The 15165-nt window shown below is 61.4% G+C and carries 17 protein-coding genes; 16 read left to right on the plus strand and 1 reads right to left on the minus strand.

Translation table 11 applies throughout. The features are described from left to right. Positions 1-2 precede the first annotated feature (2 nt). The 16 genes from ruvB (at position 3) to HCZ30_RS07150 (ending at position 14522) form a co-directional block, all read left to right on the plus strand. The gene (gene ruvB / locus HCZ30_RS07075; RefSeq protein WP_167637585.1) at positions 3-1019 is read left to right on the plus strand and encodes a Holliday junction branch migration DNA helicase RuvB; all 1017 of its coding nucleotides are present in this window, start codon (positions 3-5) and stop codon (positions 1017-1019) included. A gap of 109 nt (positions 1020-1128) precedes the next feature. Beyond that, complete coding sequence (locus tag HCZ30_RS07080; protein ID WP_167637586.1) at positions 1129-1746, plus strand: hypothetical protein; 618 nt, start codon at positions 1129-1131, stop codon at positions 1744-1746. 54 nt (positions 1747-1800) lie between these two features. Next, positions 1801-2190, plus strand: coding sequence for a tol-pal system-associated acyl-CoA thioesterase (ybgC, locus tag HCZ30_RS07085; protein WP_167637587.1), 390 nt, complete (start codon positions 1801-1803; stop codon positions 2188-2190). A 171-nt stretch (positions 2191-2361) separates the two neighbouring features. Then, positions 2362-3036 (plus strand): protein TolQ, encoded by a 675-nt coding sequence (tolQ, locus tag HCZ30_RS07090; protein WP_175580992.1) that lies wholly within the window; start codon positions 2362-2364, stop codon positions 3034-3036. A gap of 2 nt (positions 3037-3038) precedes the next feature. Continuing rightward, a complete protein-coding gene (locus HCZ30_RS07095; RefSeq protein ID WP_167637588.1) occupies positions 3039-3515 on the plus strand; it encodes an ExbD/TolR family protein in 477 nt (158 codons plus the stop codon). 3 nt (positions 3516-3518) lie between these two features. Beyond that, positions 3519-4658 (plus strand): hypothetical protein, encoded by a 1140-nt coding sequence (locus tag HCZ30_RS07100; protein ID WP_167637589.1) that lies wholly within the window; start codon positions 3519-3521, stop codon positions 4656-4658. Continuing rightward, the gene (locus tag HCZ30_RS07105; RefSeq protein ID WP_167637590.1) at positions 4655-4909 is read left to right on the plus strand and encodes a hypothetical protein; all 255 of its coding nucleotides are present in this window, start codon (positions 4655-4657) and stop codon (positions 4907-4909) included. Before HCZ30_RS07100 ends, HCZ30_RS07105 begins: the two co-directional genes overlap by 4 nt. A gap of 114 nt (positions 4910-5023) precedes the next feature. Next, the gene (gene tolB / locus HCZ30_RS07110) at positions 5024-6349 is read left to right on the plus strand and encodes a Tol-Pal system beta propeller repeat protein TolB (protein ID WP_167637591.1); all 1326 of its coding nucleotides are present in this window, start codon (positions 5024-5026) and stop codon (positions 6347-6349) included. An 86-nt stretch (positions 6350-6435) separates the two neighbouring features. Further along, positions 6436-6960 carry a peptidoglycan-associated lipoprotein Pal gene (pal, locus tag HCZ30_RS07115; protein WP_167637592.1) on the plus strand — a complete coding sequence of 175 codons (525 nt, stop codon included), beginning with the start codon at positions 6436-6438 and terminating at the stop codon, positions 6958-6960. A 23-nt stretch (positions 6961-6983) separates the two neighbouring features. Then, a complete protein-coding gene (ybgF, locus tag HCZ30_RS07120) occupies positions 6984-7808 on the plus strand; it encodes a tol-pal system protein YbgF (RefSeq protein ID WP_167637593.1) in 825 nt (274 codons plus the stop codon). Next, complete coding sequence (gene tilS / locus HCZ30_RS07125) at positions 7799-9037, plus strand: tRNA lysidine(34) synthetase TilS (RefSeq protein ID WP_348640356.1); 1239 nt, start codon at positions 7799-7801, stop codon at positions 9035-9037. Before ybgF ends, tilS begins: the two co-directional genes overlap by 10 nt. A 77-nt stretch (positions 9038-9114) precedes the next feature. After that, complete coding sequence (gene ftsH, locus HCZ30_RS07130; protein WP_167637595.1) at positions 9115-11025, plus strand: ATP-dependent zinc metalloprotease FtsH; 1911 nt, start codon at positions 9115-9117, stop codon at positions 11023-11025. Next, a complete protein-coding gene (locus HCZ30_RS07135) occupies positions 11022-11810 on the plus strand; it encodes a methyltransferase domain-containing protein (protein ID WP_246212665.1) in 789 nt (262 codons plus the stop codon). Before ftsH ends, HCZ30_RS07135 begins: the two co-directional genes overlap by 4 nt. Beyond that, complete coding sequence (locus tag HCZ30_RS07140; protein ID WP_167637596.1) at positions 11810-12394, plus strand: MOSC domain-containing protein; 585 nt, start codon at positions 11810-11812, stop codon at positions 12392-12394. The genes HCZ30_RS07135 and HCZ30_RS07140 overlap by 1 nt, the downstream gene beginning before the upstream one ends. A gap of 177 nt (positions 12395-12571) precedes the next feature. Beyond that, entirely contained in the window at positions 12572-13462 is an 891-nt protein-coding gene (folD, locus tag HCZ30_RS07145; RefSeq protein WP_167637597.1) for a bifunctional methylenetetrahydrofolate dehydrogenase/methenyltetrahydrofolate cyclohydrolase FolD, read from the plus strand. Between the two features lie 292 nt (positions 13463-13754). Continuing rightward, entirely contained in the window at positions 13755-14522 is a 768-nt protein-coding gene (locus HCZ30_RS07150; protein ID WP_167637598.1) for a LytTR family DNA-binding domain-containing protein, read from the plus strand. Here HCZ30_RS07150 and pdeM read toward each other — a convergent pair. Beyond that, entirely contained in the window at positions 14470-15132 is a 663-nt protein-coding gene (pdeM, locus tag HCZ30_RS07155) for a ligase-associated DNA damage response endonuclease PdeM (protein ID WP_167637599.1), read from the minus strand. The genes HCZ30_RS07150 and pdeM overlap by 53 nt on opposite strands. Between the last annotated feature and the right edge of the window lie 33 nt (positions 15133-15165).

Raw genomic sequence — 15165 nt, forward strand, 5'->3', positions numbered from 1 at the left:
GGATGGAACGGCAGGAAGACCTCAATCCCGAGCGCAAGCCCGAGGACCGCGACCGCGCTTTGCGTCCGCAGGGTCTCGAAGAGTTCATCGGTCAGGCCGAAGCCCGCGCTAACCTCCGCGTTTTCATCGAATCCGCCAAACGCCGCGGCGAGGCGATGGACCACACCCTGTTCCACGGTCCTCCCGGTCTGGGGAAAACGACCCTCGCACAGATCATGGCCCGTGAACTCGGCGTCAATTTCCGCATGACATCCGGCCCCGTGCTGGCCAAAGCGGGCGACCTCGCGGCGATCCTGACGAACCTCGAAGCGCGCGATGTCCTCTTCATCGACGAAATCCACCGCATGAACCCTGCGGTCGAAGAAGTGCTCTATCCCGCGATGGAAGACTACGAACTCGACCTCGTGATAGGTGAGGGCCCCGCCGCGCGAACCGTTCGCATCGAACTCCAGCCCTTCACGCTGGTCGGCGCGACAACCCGCCTCGGCCTGCTGACCACGCCCCTGCGTGACCGTTTCGGCATCCCGACCCGCCTACAGTTCTATAACGTCGACGAGCTGCACCAGATCGTGCAGCGTGGTGCCCGCCTCATGGGCGCTCCTGCCGACGACGACGGTGCCCGCGAGATCGCGACCCGCGCACGCGGCACGCCCCGTATCGCAGGCCGCCTGCTGCGCCGCGTCGTGGACTTCGCCATCGTCGAAGGCGACGGCCGCGTGACCCAAGCGCTCGCCGACCGCGCCCTGACACGTCTCGACGTCGATCACCTCGGCCTCGATGGTGCCGATCGCCGCTACCTCAGGCTCATCGCCGAAAGTTATGGCGGCGGCCCCGTCGGGATCGAAACCCTCTCCGCCGCGCTCAGCGAAAGCCGCGACGCGCTCGAAGAAGTCATCGAACCCTACCTCCTCCAGCAGGGCCTCATCCAGCGAACCCCCCGCGGACGTATGCTTACTCGCGCCAGCTGGCGGCACCTCGGCCTCGAAGCGCCGAAATCGGAAAGTGATCTCTTCGGCTGACCTGCCTTTGTGCCTCAAATATCCCGGGGGTGAATTGGCGAAGCCAAGAGGGGGCAGCGCCCCCGCCGCGCCATTGAACTGAAACCAACCTCGGGTTAATTGCGATCCCATGACGCCAGAAGATATTACCGCACTGTTCACCCGCAAAGACGGCTCCTACCTCTGCGCCCGCTGGGGCAGGCCGATTGTGCCTGTCGTTTTCGGGGTCGAGGATGAAACGCTCCAGACCGTGAAAGGCGCGATCGAAGCTATCGTTGCGTTGGCCGGCCACAATATGGACGAGACCGATACGGAGCTCGGTGCCAACCTCATGGTATTCTTCTGCCGCGAGTGGAGCGAGCTTGAGGGCGTGCCGAACCTTGGCCAACTGATCGACGGGCTGCCGAACCTCGTGCAGCGCCTCGATGCTGCGGGTGCCAACCAGTACCGGACTTTCCGTTTCGACGAGCAGGGCGCGATCAAGCTATGCATCGTGTTCGTGCGCATGGACGCGGAACTGACCAAACAGCCCGCTGAAACGATCGCTCTCGCGCAGGCGGCCCAGTTGATGCTGACGTGGTCGGATCAGGCATTTGTGGATCGCTCCCCGCTGGCATTGGCCAACGGCAACGCCGTCCTCCGTCCCGAAATCGGCGCGGTCATTCAGGCCGCCTACGATCAGGTAATGCCGGTGAGCGCGCAGGACAGCAGTCACGCCCTGCGGCTATACGCCCGCACGCTGGCCTGAGTGCTGGACGCAGCGCGGAGGGCACCCTAACGTGCCGGCAATTCTGGAGGCCCGATGATCCACTCGTTCAACTGCCGCGTTTACTACGAAGACACCGACCTAGCCGGTATCGTCTATTATGCGAACTACCTGCGGTTCATCGAGCGGGCCCGCTCCGAATGGGTACGTGCGCGCGGTGTTGACCAGCGTGCGCTGAAAGAGACCGAGGGCGTGGTTTTCGCCGTCCGCCGCGTTGAAGCCGACTACCTTCAGCCCGCCAAATTCGACGACGAACTCACTGTGCTGACCGAGGTTGAAAACATCGGCGGCGCGAGCATGACGCTGAAGCAATCTGTAACACGGGATGGTGTGATCCTGTTTACTGCGGTGGTGACGCTTGTCGCAATCAACGCAAACGGGGCACCGGTCCGACTGCCCGCAATTCTGCGCAAGCCTTTGCACTGATTGAATAAACGGCGTGTCGAAGTGCCTTTCGTGCCCTCCGCAACATCACCCTGATTGGCCGCTTTTTGCTCACGCGGAACCGTGATGCAGGATATCTAGCCTTGGTTCTGCAATTCCTGTATTTGTTGGTAAAAATGCGGCCAAAGTGAGCCGCCCGAAACGAGCAGGCAGATGGAAGCAGCAACCGATTATACGATGTGGGCACTCTTTGCCCGCGCGACTCTTCTTGTAAAACTCGTGATGATCCTTTTGGTCATGGCATCCATTTGGTGCTGGGCCGTCATCGTCGACAAGATCCGCCAATACCGCAAAGCCCGCGCAGAAGCCGCCGAGTTCGATCGTGCGTTCTGGTCGGGTGAACCCCTCAACGAACTCTACGACCAGATCGGCAACAATCCCGAAGGTCCTGCACAGCGCATCTTCGTGGCAGGTATGCTCGAATGGCAGCGCAGCATCCGTGATGACGGACGTTTTATCGCCAACGCGCAGGCCCGTATCGACCGTTCCATGGACGTTGCGATCGCGAAAGAGGCCGCGAACCTTCAGAAAGGTCTGCCGGTTCTGGCGACCGTCGGTTCGACCGCGCCGTTCGTTGGTCTTTTCGGTACCGTCTGGGGTATCATGAACTCCTTCATCGAGATTGCCGAAGCGCAGAACACCAACCTCGCCGTCGTTGCGCCAGGTATTTCCGAAGCGCTGCTCGCGACCGGTCTGGGCCTTCTGGCTGCGATCCCTGCGGTTATCTTCTACAACAAACTCTCGAACGACAGCGATCATATCATCGCGGGTTACGAGGCGTTTGCCGACGAATTCTCGACCATCCTCGGTCGCCAGCTGGATAGCTGATCATGGGTGCCGGTGTCATGAACAAGGGCGGAGGAGGCGGAAGCCGCCGTCGCCGTCGCCGCACTTCGGGTGGCAGCAAGGCCATGGCCGAAATCAACATCACGCCGTTCGTGGACGTGATGCTGGTTCTGCTCATCATCTTCATGGTGGCTGCGCCGCTCATGACGGTGGGCGTGCCTGTCGAACTACCCAAAACCCAAGCCAGCGCGCTGCCGACCGATGAGGAAGAGCCGCTGACCGTCACCATCACCGCCGAAGGTGTGCTGCTGATCCAGAATACCGAAACGGAAGAGGGTGAACTGGTTGCCAAACTGCAAGCCATCGCCGCAGAGCGTTCTTCGGACCGCATCTATCTGCGTGCGGACGGCAGCAACGCTTGGAATAACGTGGCCGAGGTTATGGGCCTTCTGAACGCTGGTGGTTTCTCCAACATCGGTCTTGTGACCGATGTCGCATCCCCCGCGGGGACGGACGGGTAAGCCGTGGACTTCCGTCGTTACAGCGCCGGTACTTACGTTTCAGCAGCAGGGCACTCGGCTTTGCTGTTCTGGCTCCTATTCGGCTGGGGCCTGAACAACGAGCCGATGGATTTCGACATCACCGAAGTGTCTGTCGTGTCAGGGGCGGAGTATGACGCGATCGTCGCCGCTTCGACTCCGCAGGCGACCACGGAAGAGCCTGCGCCGATGGCTCCGCCGATTGTTGATGACACGCTGCCCGAGCCGACACCCGCCGAGGAAGCGCCACAACAGTCGCAGCCCGACGTGCCTGCCGCGCCGGTTGAGGAAACTCCGCCGCCAGAGCCGCCGAGCCGCCCCGAGCCGCCCGCCCAGATTGCCGAGGACGTGCCTGTTCTGCCCGCACCGCCAGCGCCGCCTGCGGCTGCGCCTGATTTGCCGCCGTCGGACCGTCCGGTTCCGCGTCCGGCTGAGCGTGTCGCGAGCGAGGCCACGCCGCCTCCGCCGCCCGAGGCCGAGATTGCGCCTGATGCCCAGCAGGAAGTCGCAGAGGATGCCGAGGTCGTTCTGCCCGAGCCGGTAGAGGAAGAGCAGAGCGCCGCTGCGCCCGAGGAGTCGACGACCGAGATCGTGACCGAAGCGGAAACGCCTGCGGGTGCAGTCCAGAGCTCGCCGCGTCCGCCGTCGCGCCCGAACCGTCCGACGCCTCAGCCGGTCCAGACCGCAGAGACGGAGCCGGAAGAAGAACCCGAACCTACGCCGCAGCAGACCGAAGACGAAGCTGCCGCCTTGGCCGCCGCGCTTGCCGCTGCCAGTACGCCGACCGAAACGACGGCTCCCGCTGGTCCGCCGCTCACGGGCGGCGAGCAGGAAGCGTTCCGTCTGTCGGTCCAGAGCTGCTGGAACGTGGACACGGGTGCCGAATGGGCGAACGTGGTTGTTACAGTCGGTTTCAGTCTGTCACGCGAAGGGCAGGTCATCGGCGAGATCGAGATGCTGAACTCGTCGGGCGGCACCTCCGCGCAAGCCAACACCGCGTTTCAGGCTGCACGCCGCGCTGTGCTGCGTTGCCAGTCGAGCGGTTACAACCTTCCGGCGGAAAAATACGATAGCTGGAAAGAGGTTGAGATCACCTTTGACCCCTCGCAGATGGTGTACCGATGATGCGCGGGGTCGTGGTCGCAGTGGTTGTGGTTCTGGCAGCGGCGGTCACCGCCGCTCCCCAAAGCCGCGCGCGACCGGTGCCGAACGAGAAAGTGCTTTGCCTGAATACGCATCATTCTGACGATAGCGTTATTCGCAAAGATAACGTCTTGCGCTGTCAGTCCGTGGATGCGGTTCTATCTACAGCGCAAAAGAAATTTCAGACGGAGGAGTGGATGAAGATCGACGCAGCCAAGGACGGGGCAAACTGATGCCAGCGTTTTGCTGCACGAGAACTACGCAAACGCAGCCTACAGATATGCTAGGCGCGTCAGCGAATTCCCGTTCGACATCCGTTCGTTTTGTCCATTTAAACGAGGAAGCCCATGTTTAAACGACTGTTGGCCCTGCTCTGCGCAATCGTGCTGGCCGGCCCTGTGATGGCCCAGACGCCGCTGCGCCTGACGATTACCGATGGTGTGATCGAGCCGCTGCCGTTCGCCGCCCCCACCTTCACCGCCGAAGTCGGCGGATCGGAGCAGATGGCCGCCGACATCACGCGCGTCATGTCCGAGGATCTGGTCAACACCGGTCTGTTCCGCCAGATCCCGTCGACCGCCTTCATCAGCCAGCACACCTTTGGCGTTGCGCCGTCCTTCTCTGACTGGCGCGCTGTGAATGCGCAGGCGCTGGTTTCGGGCGCCGTGTCGGTCCAAGGCGATCAGGTTGTCGTCAAGTTCCGCCTCTATGACGTGTTCTCGGGTAACGAGCTTGGCGAAGGTCAGCAGCTTGTCGCATCGACGAACGGCTGGCGCCGCCTCGCGCACAAGGTTGCCGATCAGGTCTACAGCCGCATCACGGGTGAGGCCGGCTACTTTGACAGCCGCATCATCTATGTCGCTGAGAGCGGTCCGAAGGATAAGCGCCGCAAAGTCATCTCGATCATGGACTACGACGGCAACCCGAGCAGCGTCACCCAGCTGACCACTGGCAGCTCGCTGGTGCTCGCGCCGCGTTTCTCGCCGACCGGCGACCGCGTTCTGTACACCGACTACGTATCGGGCAGCCCGCGCATCAACATGATCAACGTGGCTAACCCTGCACCGATCCAGATCCAGACCGCACCGGGCAACATGGCGTTCACCCCGCGTTTCTCGCGCGATGGCTCGAAGGTGATTTACTCGCTGGAAACCGGCGGTAACACCGACATCTGGATCACCGATATCGCCAGCGGCCAGCACACCCGCCTGACCAACGCCCCGTCGATCGAAACCGCACCGTCGCTGTCGCCGGATGGCTCGCGCATCGTGTTCGAAAGCGACCGTTCGGGCTCGCAGCAGCTTTACGTCATGCCGATCACCGGCGGTGAGCCGCAGCGTATTTCCTTCGGCGAAGGCCGCTACGGTACGCCGGTCTGGTCGCCGCGCGGTGACCTGATTGCCTTCACCAAGCAGAACGCGGGCGCTTTCCACATCGGCCGCATGCGCACCGATGGTAGCGACGAACGTCTGCTATCGTCTGCGTCGGGCAGCTTCCTTGATGAAGGTCCGACCTGGGCGCCGAACGGCCGCGTGATCATGTTCTTCCGCGAACGCCTTGGCACTGACGGTGGCCCGTCGCTCTACACGGTAGACGTGTCGGGCCGGAACCTGCGCCAGATCCCGACCAACGGCTTTGCATCGGACCCGTCGTGGGGGCCGCTCCGCAATTAACCCCCTTCGGTATGGGAGATTCCCAAGTGGCGTCTCCCATGCTACCTTGAAATAAAACGAGCATTCGAATTTACAGGAATCCCACCATGCGTAGCACCCTGACCAAAGCGGCTCTCGCCGTCCTCGTCCTTGGCACCGCCGCTTGTACCAACCCCAACCGTTTCGGCGCGAATAGCAACAGCGTCGACCTGAACGCGAACGGCGCCTACGGCGCTGGTGCGAACGGCATGGCTGCCGATCCGTCGAGCCCTGCCTACTTCCAGCAGACCATCGGCGACCGCGTTCTGTTCAACGTCGACCAGTCGACCCTGACGCCCGCTGCGATGCAGACCCTCGACGGTCAGGTCCAGTGGCTGATGACCAACCTCGACTACACCGCAGTGATCGAAGGCCACGCCGACGAACAGGGCACCCGCGAGTACAACCTTGCTCTGGGCGCACGCCGTGCGAACGCCGTCTACGAATACCTTGTCAGCAAAGGCATTCCGGCATCGCGCATCCGCACCGTTTCGTATGGCAAAGAGCGTCCGGCTGCGACCTGCGCGAACGAAAGCTGCTACACGCAGAACCGCCGCGCCGTCACCGTGATCAACATCGCGGCGCTGAGCTAAGCTAAAACGAAGGGGAGAGAGCCATGATCCGCAAGTCTATCGTTGCGCTCGCGCTATCTGTCGCTCTGCCGTGTGCCGCTTTGGCGCAGGACGGATCACTTGCTGACGTGCGTCAGCAGCTCACGACCCTTTACGTCGACGTGCAGTCGCTCAAAGCGGAGATGACAACGACCGGTGAACTGACCATGGGCACCGTCGGAAACACTCCGCTTGAGCGTCTGGACTCGATTTCGGCGCAGCTTCAGGTTCTGACGTCCAAGACCGAAGAGCTGGAGTTCCGCATCAATCGCATCGTGCAGGATGGCACCAACCGCATCGGCGACCTCGAATTCCGCCTGTGTGAGCTGGAAGAAAGCTGTGACATCTCGACCCTCGGTGACACCCCGTCGCTGGGCGGGAACATCGGAGCGGGCAGCCAGCCCGTCGCGCAGGAGCCGATCGACATCTCGCCGCAGCCCGAAATGGCGATGAGCGAGCAGTCCGATTTCGACAACGCGGTGGCCGCGATGGAAGAGGGTGACTTCGACGGTGCAGCCCAGATGTTCGAGAGCTTCACGAACACCTATCCCGGCAGCACCCTGTCGCAGCAGGCCCACTACTTCCGCGGCGAAAGCTACGAGTCGCTCGGTCGTCTGACCGATGCGGCGCGTGCCTACCTCGATGCCTATTCCACCGACCAGAACGGTGTGATGGCTGCTGACGCGATGTTCAAACTCGGCATGTCGCTGGGCGCGATCGGTCAGGTGCAGGACGCTTGCGTCACGCTCCAGCAGGTCGGACTGAAGTTCCCCGGTAGCGAGGCGGTCTTGGACGCCGAAGCCGCGATGCAGAACCTGTCGTGCCAGTAACGCCTCAGCGCGAATTGGACGACATCTTACATAAGTTGGAACAGCGGGCCGGAGACGGCCCGTTTGCTATTGCGGTCTCCGGCGGCGGGGACTCGATGGCATTGCTCGACATGGCTATCCGCTTAGCGCCGGATCGCGTGAAGGCAGTGACGGTCGATCACGGCCTGCGCGCCGAAGCTGCGGGGGAGGCGGAAGCGGTCGCGGCCTTTTGCGCCGAGCATGGCGTGCCGCATACGGTGCTTCACTGGAAAGGCGCCGCAGCCGAAGGCAACCTGATGGAGGCAGCGCGGCACGCCCGCTACCAGCTGATTGCCGACTGGGCCAAAGGGCAGGGGATCGACACCGTCCTCTTGGGACACACCAAGGATGACCAGTCCGAAACGTTCCTCATGCAGCTGACCCGAGGCGCGGGCGTCGACGGTCTATCAGCGATGTCCGACGCGTTCGATGTGGGCGGGGCAAAGTTCATCCGCCCGCTGCTTAGTGTCACCCGTCAGGAGCTACGCCACTATCTGACCGACCGAAACATCGCTTGGGCCGACGATCCGACCAACGACAATCCTAAATACGCGCGCGTCCGTTTCCGTCAGGCGATGCCCACCCTTGCGGACCTTGGGCTGACCCATGACGCGCTGGCCAAAACCGTGGCCGCCATGCAGTCGGGCAAAGACGCGCTGGACCACTATGCGGCAATCGAGGCCGCGCGGCTTGTCACCATCGTTGATGGCGACGTGGTCATTCCGCAGCACATCCAGCCCGCCATCCCTGCGGACATCGAACGGCGTATCTGGCTCGCGATACTGATGTGGATCGGTGGCGGCACTCATACGCCGCGCCAAAGCGCTCTTGATGAACTTGCCGCAGCTATTGCCGATGGGCGCGGGCACACGGTCAACGGTTGCCAGATCACCATCAAATACGGCGCCGTCAGGGTCACGCGCGAACTGAGCGCGATCAGCGGAAAAAGAATCGCTTCTACCGAAACCTGGGATCGTAGGTGGCGCCTGAATGGTCCCCACGAAGCCGGATTGGAGATTGCGCCGCTCGGTGAACAGGGTCTGCGCGATTGCCCCGATTGGCGCGAAACCCGTCAACCAAGGCACACTCTGATCGCTTCGCCTGCGGTTTGGCGGCAAGAACGGCTTGTTTCCGCGCCTTTGGCAGGATTTTCGAACGATTGGGAAGCGCAGATTGTCACGCCTTTCACTGTGGGGAAGAAGGTCCATTGAACCTCCCCGCACGATCCCTATTTTAAGACGGAAGCATGCCGTGCGTATAAGCGGCACGAAGTCAAAGGAGTTCCCCCTTGGGTAACGCAAGAAACATCGTCTTCTGGCTCGTCCTCTTTGTGTTGGTCGTGTCACTGTTCAACGTCATCTCTTCGCCGCCGTCGTCGCTTCAGTCGACCTCGCGCAGCTACTCGGAATTCATCGAGGCTGTTGAGAATGACCAAGTGGCCAGCGTCGAGCTGGACGGTGAGCGCGTCACCTATGTCGGAACCGACGACCGCACCTATTCGACGGTCAAACCCGAAGACGCATCGGTCACCGATATCCTGATCGCGAACGACGTTCCGGTTTCGGCTGATCCGCAAGAGCAGTCGATCTTCCAAGCGATTCTCGTGAGCCTGCTGCCGTTCCTGCTGCTGATCGGTGTCTGGATCTACTTCATGAACCGTATGCAAGGCGGCGGTCGTGGCGGCGCGATGGGCTTTGGCAAATCGAAGGCCAAGATGCTGACCGAAAAGCATGGCCGCGTGACCTTTGACGACGTTGCCGGTATCGACGAAGCCAAGGAAGAGCTCGAAGAGATCGTAGAATTCCTGCGCAACCCGCAGAAGTTCTCGCGCCTCGGCGGCAAGATCCCCAAAGGTGCGCTGCTCGTAGGCCCTCCGGGTACCGGTAAGACCCTGCTTGCCCGCGCAATCGCTGGCGAGGCTGGCGTGCCGTTCTTCACCATTTCCGGTTCGGACTTCGTCGAAATGTTTGTCGGTGTGGGTGCGTCCCGCGTCCGCGATATGTTCGAACAGGCCAAAAAGAACGCGCCGTGTATCGTCTTCATCGACGAAATCGACGCAGTGGGTCGTCACCGTGGTGCAGGTTATGGCGGCGGTAATGACGAACGCGAACAAACCCTCAACCAGCTTCTGGTCGAGATGGACGGTTTCGAAGCGAATGAAGGCGTTATCATCGTTGCTGCGACCAACCGCCGTGACGTGCTCGACCCCGCACTGCTGCGTCCGGGCCGTTTCGACCGTCAGGTCACCGTTCCGAACCCCGACATCAAAGGCCGCGAGAAAATCCTTGCTGTTCACGCTCGCAAGACCCCGCTGGGCAAAGACGTCGACCTGCGCATCATCGCGCGCGGCACGCCGGGTTTCTCGGGTGCTGACCTGATGAACCTCGTGAACGAAGCTGCCCTGATGGCTGCCCGCGTTGGCCGCAGCTTTGTCACCATGGTCGATTTCGAGAACGCCAAAGACAAGGTCATGATGGGTGCGGAGCGTCGCTCGATGGTTCTGACGCAGGACCAGAAAGAAAAGACCGCATACCACGAAGCAGGCCACGCCGTTGTCGGTCTGACCCTGCCGAAGTGCGACCCTGTCTATAAAGCCACCATCATTCCGCGCGGTGGTGCACTGGGTATGGTTGTCTCGCTGCCGGAAATGGATCGCCTGAACTGGCACAAATCGGAATGTCACCAGAAGCTGGCGATGACGATGGCTGGTAAGGCGGCCGAAATCATCAAATACGGTGAGGATGAAGTGTCCAACGGTCCGGCTGGCGACATCCAGCAGGCATCGCAACTGGCGCGCGCCATGGTACTGCGTTGGGGTATGTCAGACAAGGTCGGCAACCTCGACTACTCGGAAGCCCACGAAGGTTACTCGGGTAACACGGCCGGCTTCTCGGTTTCGGCTCGTACCAAAGAGCTGATCGAGGAAGAGGTCCGCGACTTCATCCAGCACGGCTATGAAGAAGCCTACCGCATCCTGACCGAAAAGAAGGATGAGTGGGAGCGTCTGGCTCAAGGTCTGCTCGAGTACGAGACCCTGACCGGTGAAGAGATCAAGCGCGTCATGAAAGGTGAGCCGCCGCAAGGAAACGGCGACGATCAGGACAAGGACGACAGCGGTTCGGTCCACGCGATGCCGAAGACACGCAAGGCCAAGAAGCCAAGCGATGACAACGGCCTCGAACCGGAGCCGACGGCTTGACCCCGACGATGAAAAACGACTGGCGCCCCGAAACCTACACAAGGTTTCGGGGCGTTCGTTTAAGGCCAGCTCTCGATCTGCTGGCGCAGATTGGCGAGTTGCCCGATGGGGACGTGATCGACCTTGGGTGCGGAGATGGCGCGGTGGCAGAGGCGCTCGCCCTGCGGTTTGCCGACAAGGCAATCAAGGGCGTCGATAGCAGCCCTGTGATGCTGGCCAAGGCGTCCGAAACGCGCTCCTACGATGACCTTATTCACGCGGACATCGTACACTGGGAGCCTGCGGACACGCCCGCAGTCATCTTTTCGAACGCTGCACTCAATTGGGTTGCCGACCACAAGCAGATGATGCCGCGCATCGCTGCGTTCCTGCCGCAGGGCGGAGTGCTCGCCGTACAGATGCCGGGACAACACGATGTGCCGTCCCACGCGCTGGCCCGCAAGATCGCCAAGCGCATGTTCCCCGACCGCTATCCGTGGCCCGATCCCGCTGCGCACGTTCTGGACCCCGCGGACTACCTCGACCTTTTGGAGCCGCTCGGCACTGTCGAGGCGTGGGAGACGACGTATATCCAGACGCTCTCCGCTGACGATGGTAGCCATCCGGTTCGACGTTTTACCGAAGCGACCTACCTCCGTCCTATCCTCGACGTGCTCACCGATGAGGAGACCGACAGCTATATTTCCGAGTACGAAGCCGAACTTGGCAAGGCATATCCCGTCAGCTACCAAGGCGTGTGCCGCCTGCCATTCCGGCGCGTATTCTTTGTATTGACGAAAGACTGATGCCCGCACTCGTTCCGACCGACTATTACGGCAAAATCACCTGGCTGGGTTTCATGCCCGTCATGTCCGACCGCACCATCACCTCTGAAGGGGTGACCGAGATGCCGCTGGACCTCAACGGTTTTGAAAAAGACGCCCACTATGGCCGCACACGCCCGTCGTGCAGTCGCGTGACGCTCCAGCACCCCAAGAACACCGAGATCGCGAATGTGCGCCAGCTGTCGATCCTGTCGGCCGAAGAGATGGCCGCCATCGCGCTGAAGCTGGATCTGGAAGAGCTCAATCCGCTCTGGTTGGGTGCGACCGTTGTCGTGTCTGGTATCCCCGATTTCACCCATATCCCCCCGTCGAGCCGCCTTCAGGCGCCGAACGGCACAACGCTAATTGTCGATATGGTGAACCAGCCGTGCAACATCGTTTCCATGACGATCGAGCAGGACAAACCCGGTCACGGCAAGAAATTCCGGCAGGCTGCCCAAGGCCGCCGCGGAGTGACTGCGTGGGTCGAACGCGAAGGCGGGTTGAAGATCGGTGACCTCCTGCGGCTCCATGTTCCGCAGCAGCGTGCGTGGTCGCCCGACTAAAACGCGAGTTTCCTATACGAAAATAACGGACCTGCCTTGGCCGATTCCACGCCTGAAAACGTCGGAAATCGCGCTCGTTCCTTATTTCGTTGAAGCTAGGAGTGTGGCAACTCAACGCCGCAGCAGCAGAGTGTGCGCCTGCCGCTGCCACCAACTGACCAGAACGAAGAGGACCCGATGAGCGCGAAAGTAATCGACGGCAAAGCGTTTGCGGCAAACGTCCGCGAAAAGGTTGCGGGCCATGTGACCCGCCTCAAGGAAGAGAACGGCATCACGCCCGGTCTCGCGGTTGTTCTGGTCGGTGAAGACCCCGCGTCGCAGGTCTACGTCCGCATGAAGGGCAAGCAGACGGTCGAAGTCGGAATGAACTCCTACGAACACAAGCTCGACGCCGACACCTCGGAAGAGGCGCTGCTCGCGCTGATCGACCAGTTGAACAACGATCCGGCTGTTCACGGCATCCTCGTCCAGCTTCCGCTGCCGTCGCATCTGAACTCCGACCTCGTGATCAACTCGATCTCGCCTGCGAAGGACGTGGACGGCTTCCACACCTCGAACGTGGGTCTGCTTGGCACCGGTCAGAAGTCGATGGTGCCCTGCACGCCGCTCGGCTGCCTGATGATGCTCCGCGACCACCACGGCTCGCTTTCGGGCATGAACGCCGTTGTCATTGGCCGCTCGAACATCGTGGGCAAACCCATGGCGCAACTGCTGCTGAACGACAGCTGCACCGTCACCATCGCGCATAGCCGCACCAAGAACATTCAGGACGTGGTCAAGCAGGCGGACATCGTTGTCGCCGCTGTCGGCCGCCCCGAAATGGTCACCGGCGCGTGGATCAAGGACGGCGCGACCGTCATCGACGTGGGCATCAACCGCATTGAGCGCGACGGCAAGACCAAGCTGGTCGGTGACTGCGAGTATGATTCCTGCGCCGAAGTGGCTGGCGCGATTACACCTGTTCCAGGCGGTGTCGGTCCGATGACCATCGCCTGTCTGCTCGCGAACACCGTGACGGCCTGCTGCCGCGCAAACAATCTGGCAGAGCCTGAAGGGCTTACGGCCTGATCTGGTAGGACATTCTGGCCAAAACCGGGCCTTCGGGCCCGTTTTTCATTTTGTCGCTACGTATCCCTTGCCGCGACCCAATGTCATGTGTGCAAAGTGAATCACATTTAGCGTAAAAAATTTGCATCGTTCCAAAGTGCGCCTGGTAACCTGTCTTTTGTGCAATATTGCCGACTTTACCCAGTGAATCGCAGTTTTCGTGCATTTGAGCAAAGCATCGGGGGATACCTTGCCAAGTTATCGCGAGGCGCCATTGCCATCTTTTCTTCCGCGCGTGCGGATCGCAGCAATTATGAGTGTAATTGTCGGCTGGACCGCGCCGTTCAACACTATTTGGATCCAGCCTGTTGCGCTGCGGCTGTTGTTCTGGGCGTGCATCTGTTTCGGCGCGATCTTTGTTGTTCAGGGCATCCGCATGGTCGTTGTCCGCGTCGTGCCAGACTGGATGCGGTACAAGGTCGACATCCTGTCGATGTTCCTGATGACCTTCATCGCCGCACCCGCCATCTATTTCGGATTGAAAATTGTGGGCGCACCGGAGGCTTTGCGCCCAGATCTACTGGTCCTGTGGCTCGACATCTTTGTGGTTTGCGTAGCAATTGCGCTGATCCGCACCGTTGTTCTTCGCCAGCGTTGGCAGCCTGTGCCCGTGGTTACCATCGCGGCGAATGTGGCTCAGGAATTCGCAGCGCCGGTGAAAGTGCAGATGCTGGAGCGTCTTGAGGGTGTCGAGGATGCCAGCAAGATCATTCGCCTCAATAGCGACAACCACTACGTCGTTGTGACCATCGTGGGGGAGGAGCAGCAGCGCGTTCTTATGCGCCTCGGCGATGCGGTGAAGGAAATGACGGGCGTCGACGGAATTCAGGTCCACCGTTCGCACTGGGTCGCCCGCGCCGCGATCGAGCGCACTGGCCGCGAGGATGCTCGCGATTACGTCTGGCTGACCGATGGCTCGCAGGTGCCTGTCTCCAAGAGCGGCAAGGAAAGCCTGCGCGAGGCGGGGATTACCTTCGACGCGCAGCCTTCAACGGCACAGCAAGGCATCGCGGCCCAGTAAGCACGGCAATCGCGGCCGCGCTGAACATCTGCACAAGCGGCGCGCGGTTGGCGAACATGCCGCCTGTGTATGTACCGAAAGCGGGCATGATCAGGCGGTTTTCGTCATAGACAAACGCAGGGCGTGACTGTCCGGAGATGCTGTGTTTCGGGTGGTAGTGGCCCGAAACCTCGGCCACCGCGCCGTCCTCGGCGATGTGGCGGAAAACCAGCGGTCCGACCTTGTATTCAGCGAGGTAGTCACCGCCAAGCTCGACCGGCCCCGCATCATGGTTGCCCGCGATCCAGATCCACTCGCGACCGGCCTGCATCCGCGTGAGCCAAAGGCGTTCGTTGTCGGGCATCGCCTCGATCGCTTCGACGTCATCGAAGCTGTCACCAAGGCAGACGACACACGCCGGATCGTAAAGCTGGATATCATCGTCGAGCCGCGCGAGCGTATCGCGGGTCTCGTAGGGCGGTAGCATCCCGCAGCCCTTGCGTGCAAACCGTTCGGCTTTGCACAGGTGCAGGTCCGACACGACGAGGGTCCGCGTCTCCGCAAGCCACAGCGCACCCGATGGCAGGGCGGTCAGATGGATACCGGCGAGAGTGAAGGCGTGAGTGGTCATGCCGGTTTTCTTGAGCCTTTCCCGCAAATGGTC

The organism is Marivivens donghaensis, assembly GCF_011806565.1.
Taxonomy (GTDB): Bacteria; Pseudomonadota; Alphaproteobacteria; order Rhodobacterales; family Rhodobacteraceae; genus Marivivens; species Marivivens donghaensis_A.

Excerpts from the sequence above, each read along its gene's own strand:
- ruvB (WP_167637585.1), top strand. The coding sequence starts at position 3 with ATGGAACGGCAGGAAGACCTCAATCCCGAGCGCAAGCCCGAGGACCGC.
- HCZ30_RS07080 (WP_167637586.1), top strand. The coding sequence starts at position 1,129 with ATGACGCCAGAAGATATTACCGCACTGTTCACCCGCAAAGACGGCTCC.
- ybgC (WP_167637587.1), top strand. The coding sequence starts at position 1,801 with ATGATCCACTCGTTCAACTGCCGCGTTTACTACGAAGACACCGACCTA.
- tolQ (WP_175580992.1), top strand. The coding sequence starts at position 2,362 with ATGGAAGCAGCAACCGATTATACGATGTGGGCACTCTTTGCCCGCGCG.
- HCZ30_RS07095 (WP_167637588.1), top strand. The coding sequence starts at position 3,039 with ATGGGTGCCGGTGTCATGAACAAGGGCGGAGGAGGCGGAAGCCGCCGT.
- HCZ30_RS07105 (WP_167637590.1), top strand. The coding sequence starts at position 4,655 with ATGATGCGCGGGGTCGTGGTCGCAGTGGTTGTGGTTCTGGCAGCGGCG.
- tolB (WP_167637591.1), top strand. The coding sequence starts at position 5,024 with ATGTTTAAACGACTGTTGGCCCTGCTCTGCGCAATCGTGCTGGCCGGC.
- pal (WP_167637592.1), top strand. The coding sequence starts at position 6,436 with ATGCGTAGCACCCTGACCAAAGCGGCTCTCGCCGTCCTCGTCCTTGGC.
- ybgF (WP_167637593.1), top strand. The coding sequence starts at position 6,984 with ATGATCCGCAAGTCTATCGTTGCGCTCGCGCTATCTGTCGCTCTGCCG.
- HCZ30_RS07140 (WP_167637596.1), top strand. The coding sequence starts at position 11,810 with ATGCCCGCACTCGTTCCGACCGACTATTACGGCAAAATCACCTGGCTG.
- folD (WP_167637597.1), top strand. The coding sequence starts at position 12,572 with ATGAGCGCGAAAGTAATCGACGGCAAAGCGTTTGCGGCAAACGTCCGC.
- HCZ30_RS07150 (WP_167637598.1), top strand. The coding sequence starts at position 13,755 with ATGAGTGTAATTGTCGGCTGGACCGCGCCGTTCAACACTATTTGGATC.
- pdeM (WP_167637599.1), bottom strand. The coding sequence starts at position 15,132 with ATGACCACTCACGCCTTCACTCTCGCCGGTATCCATCTGACCGCCCTG.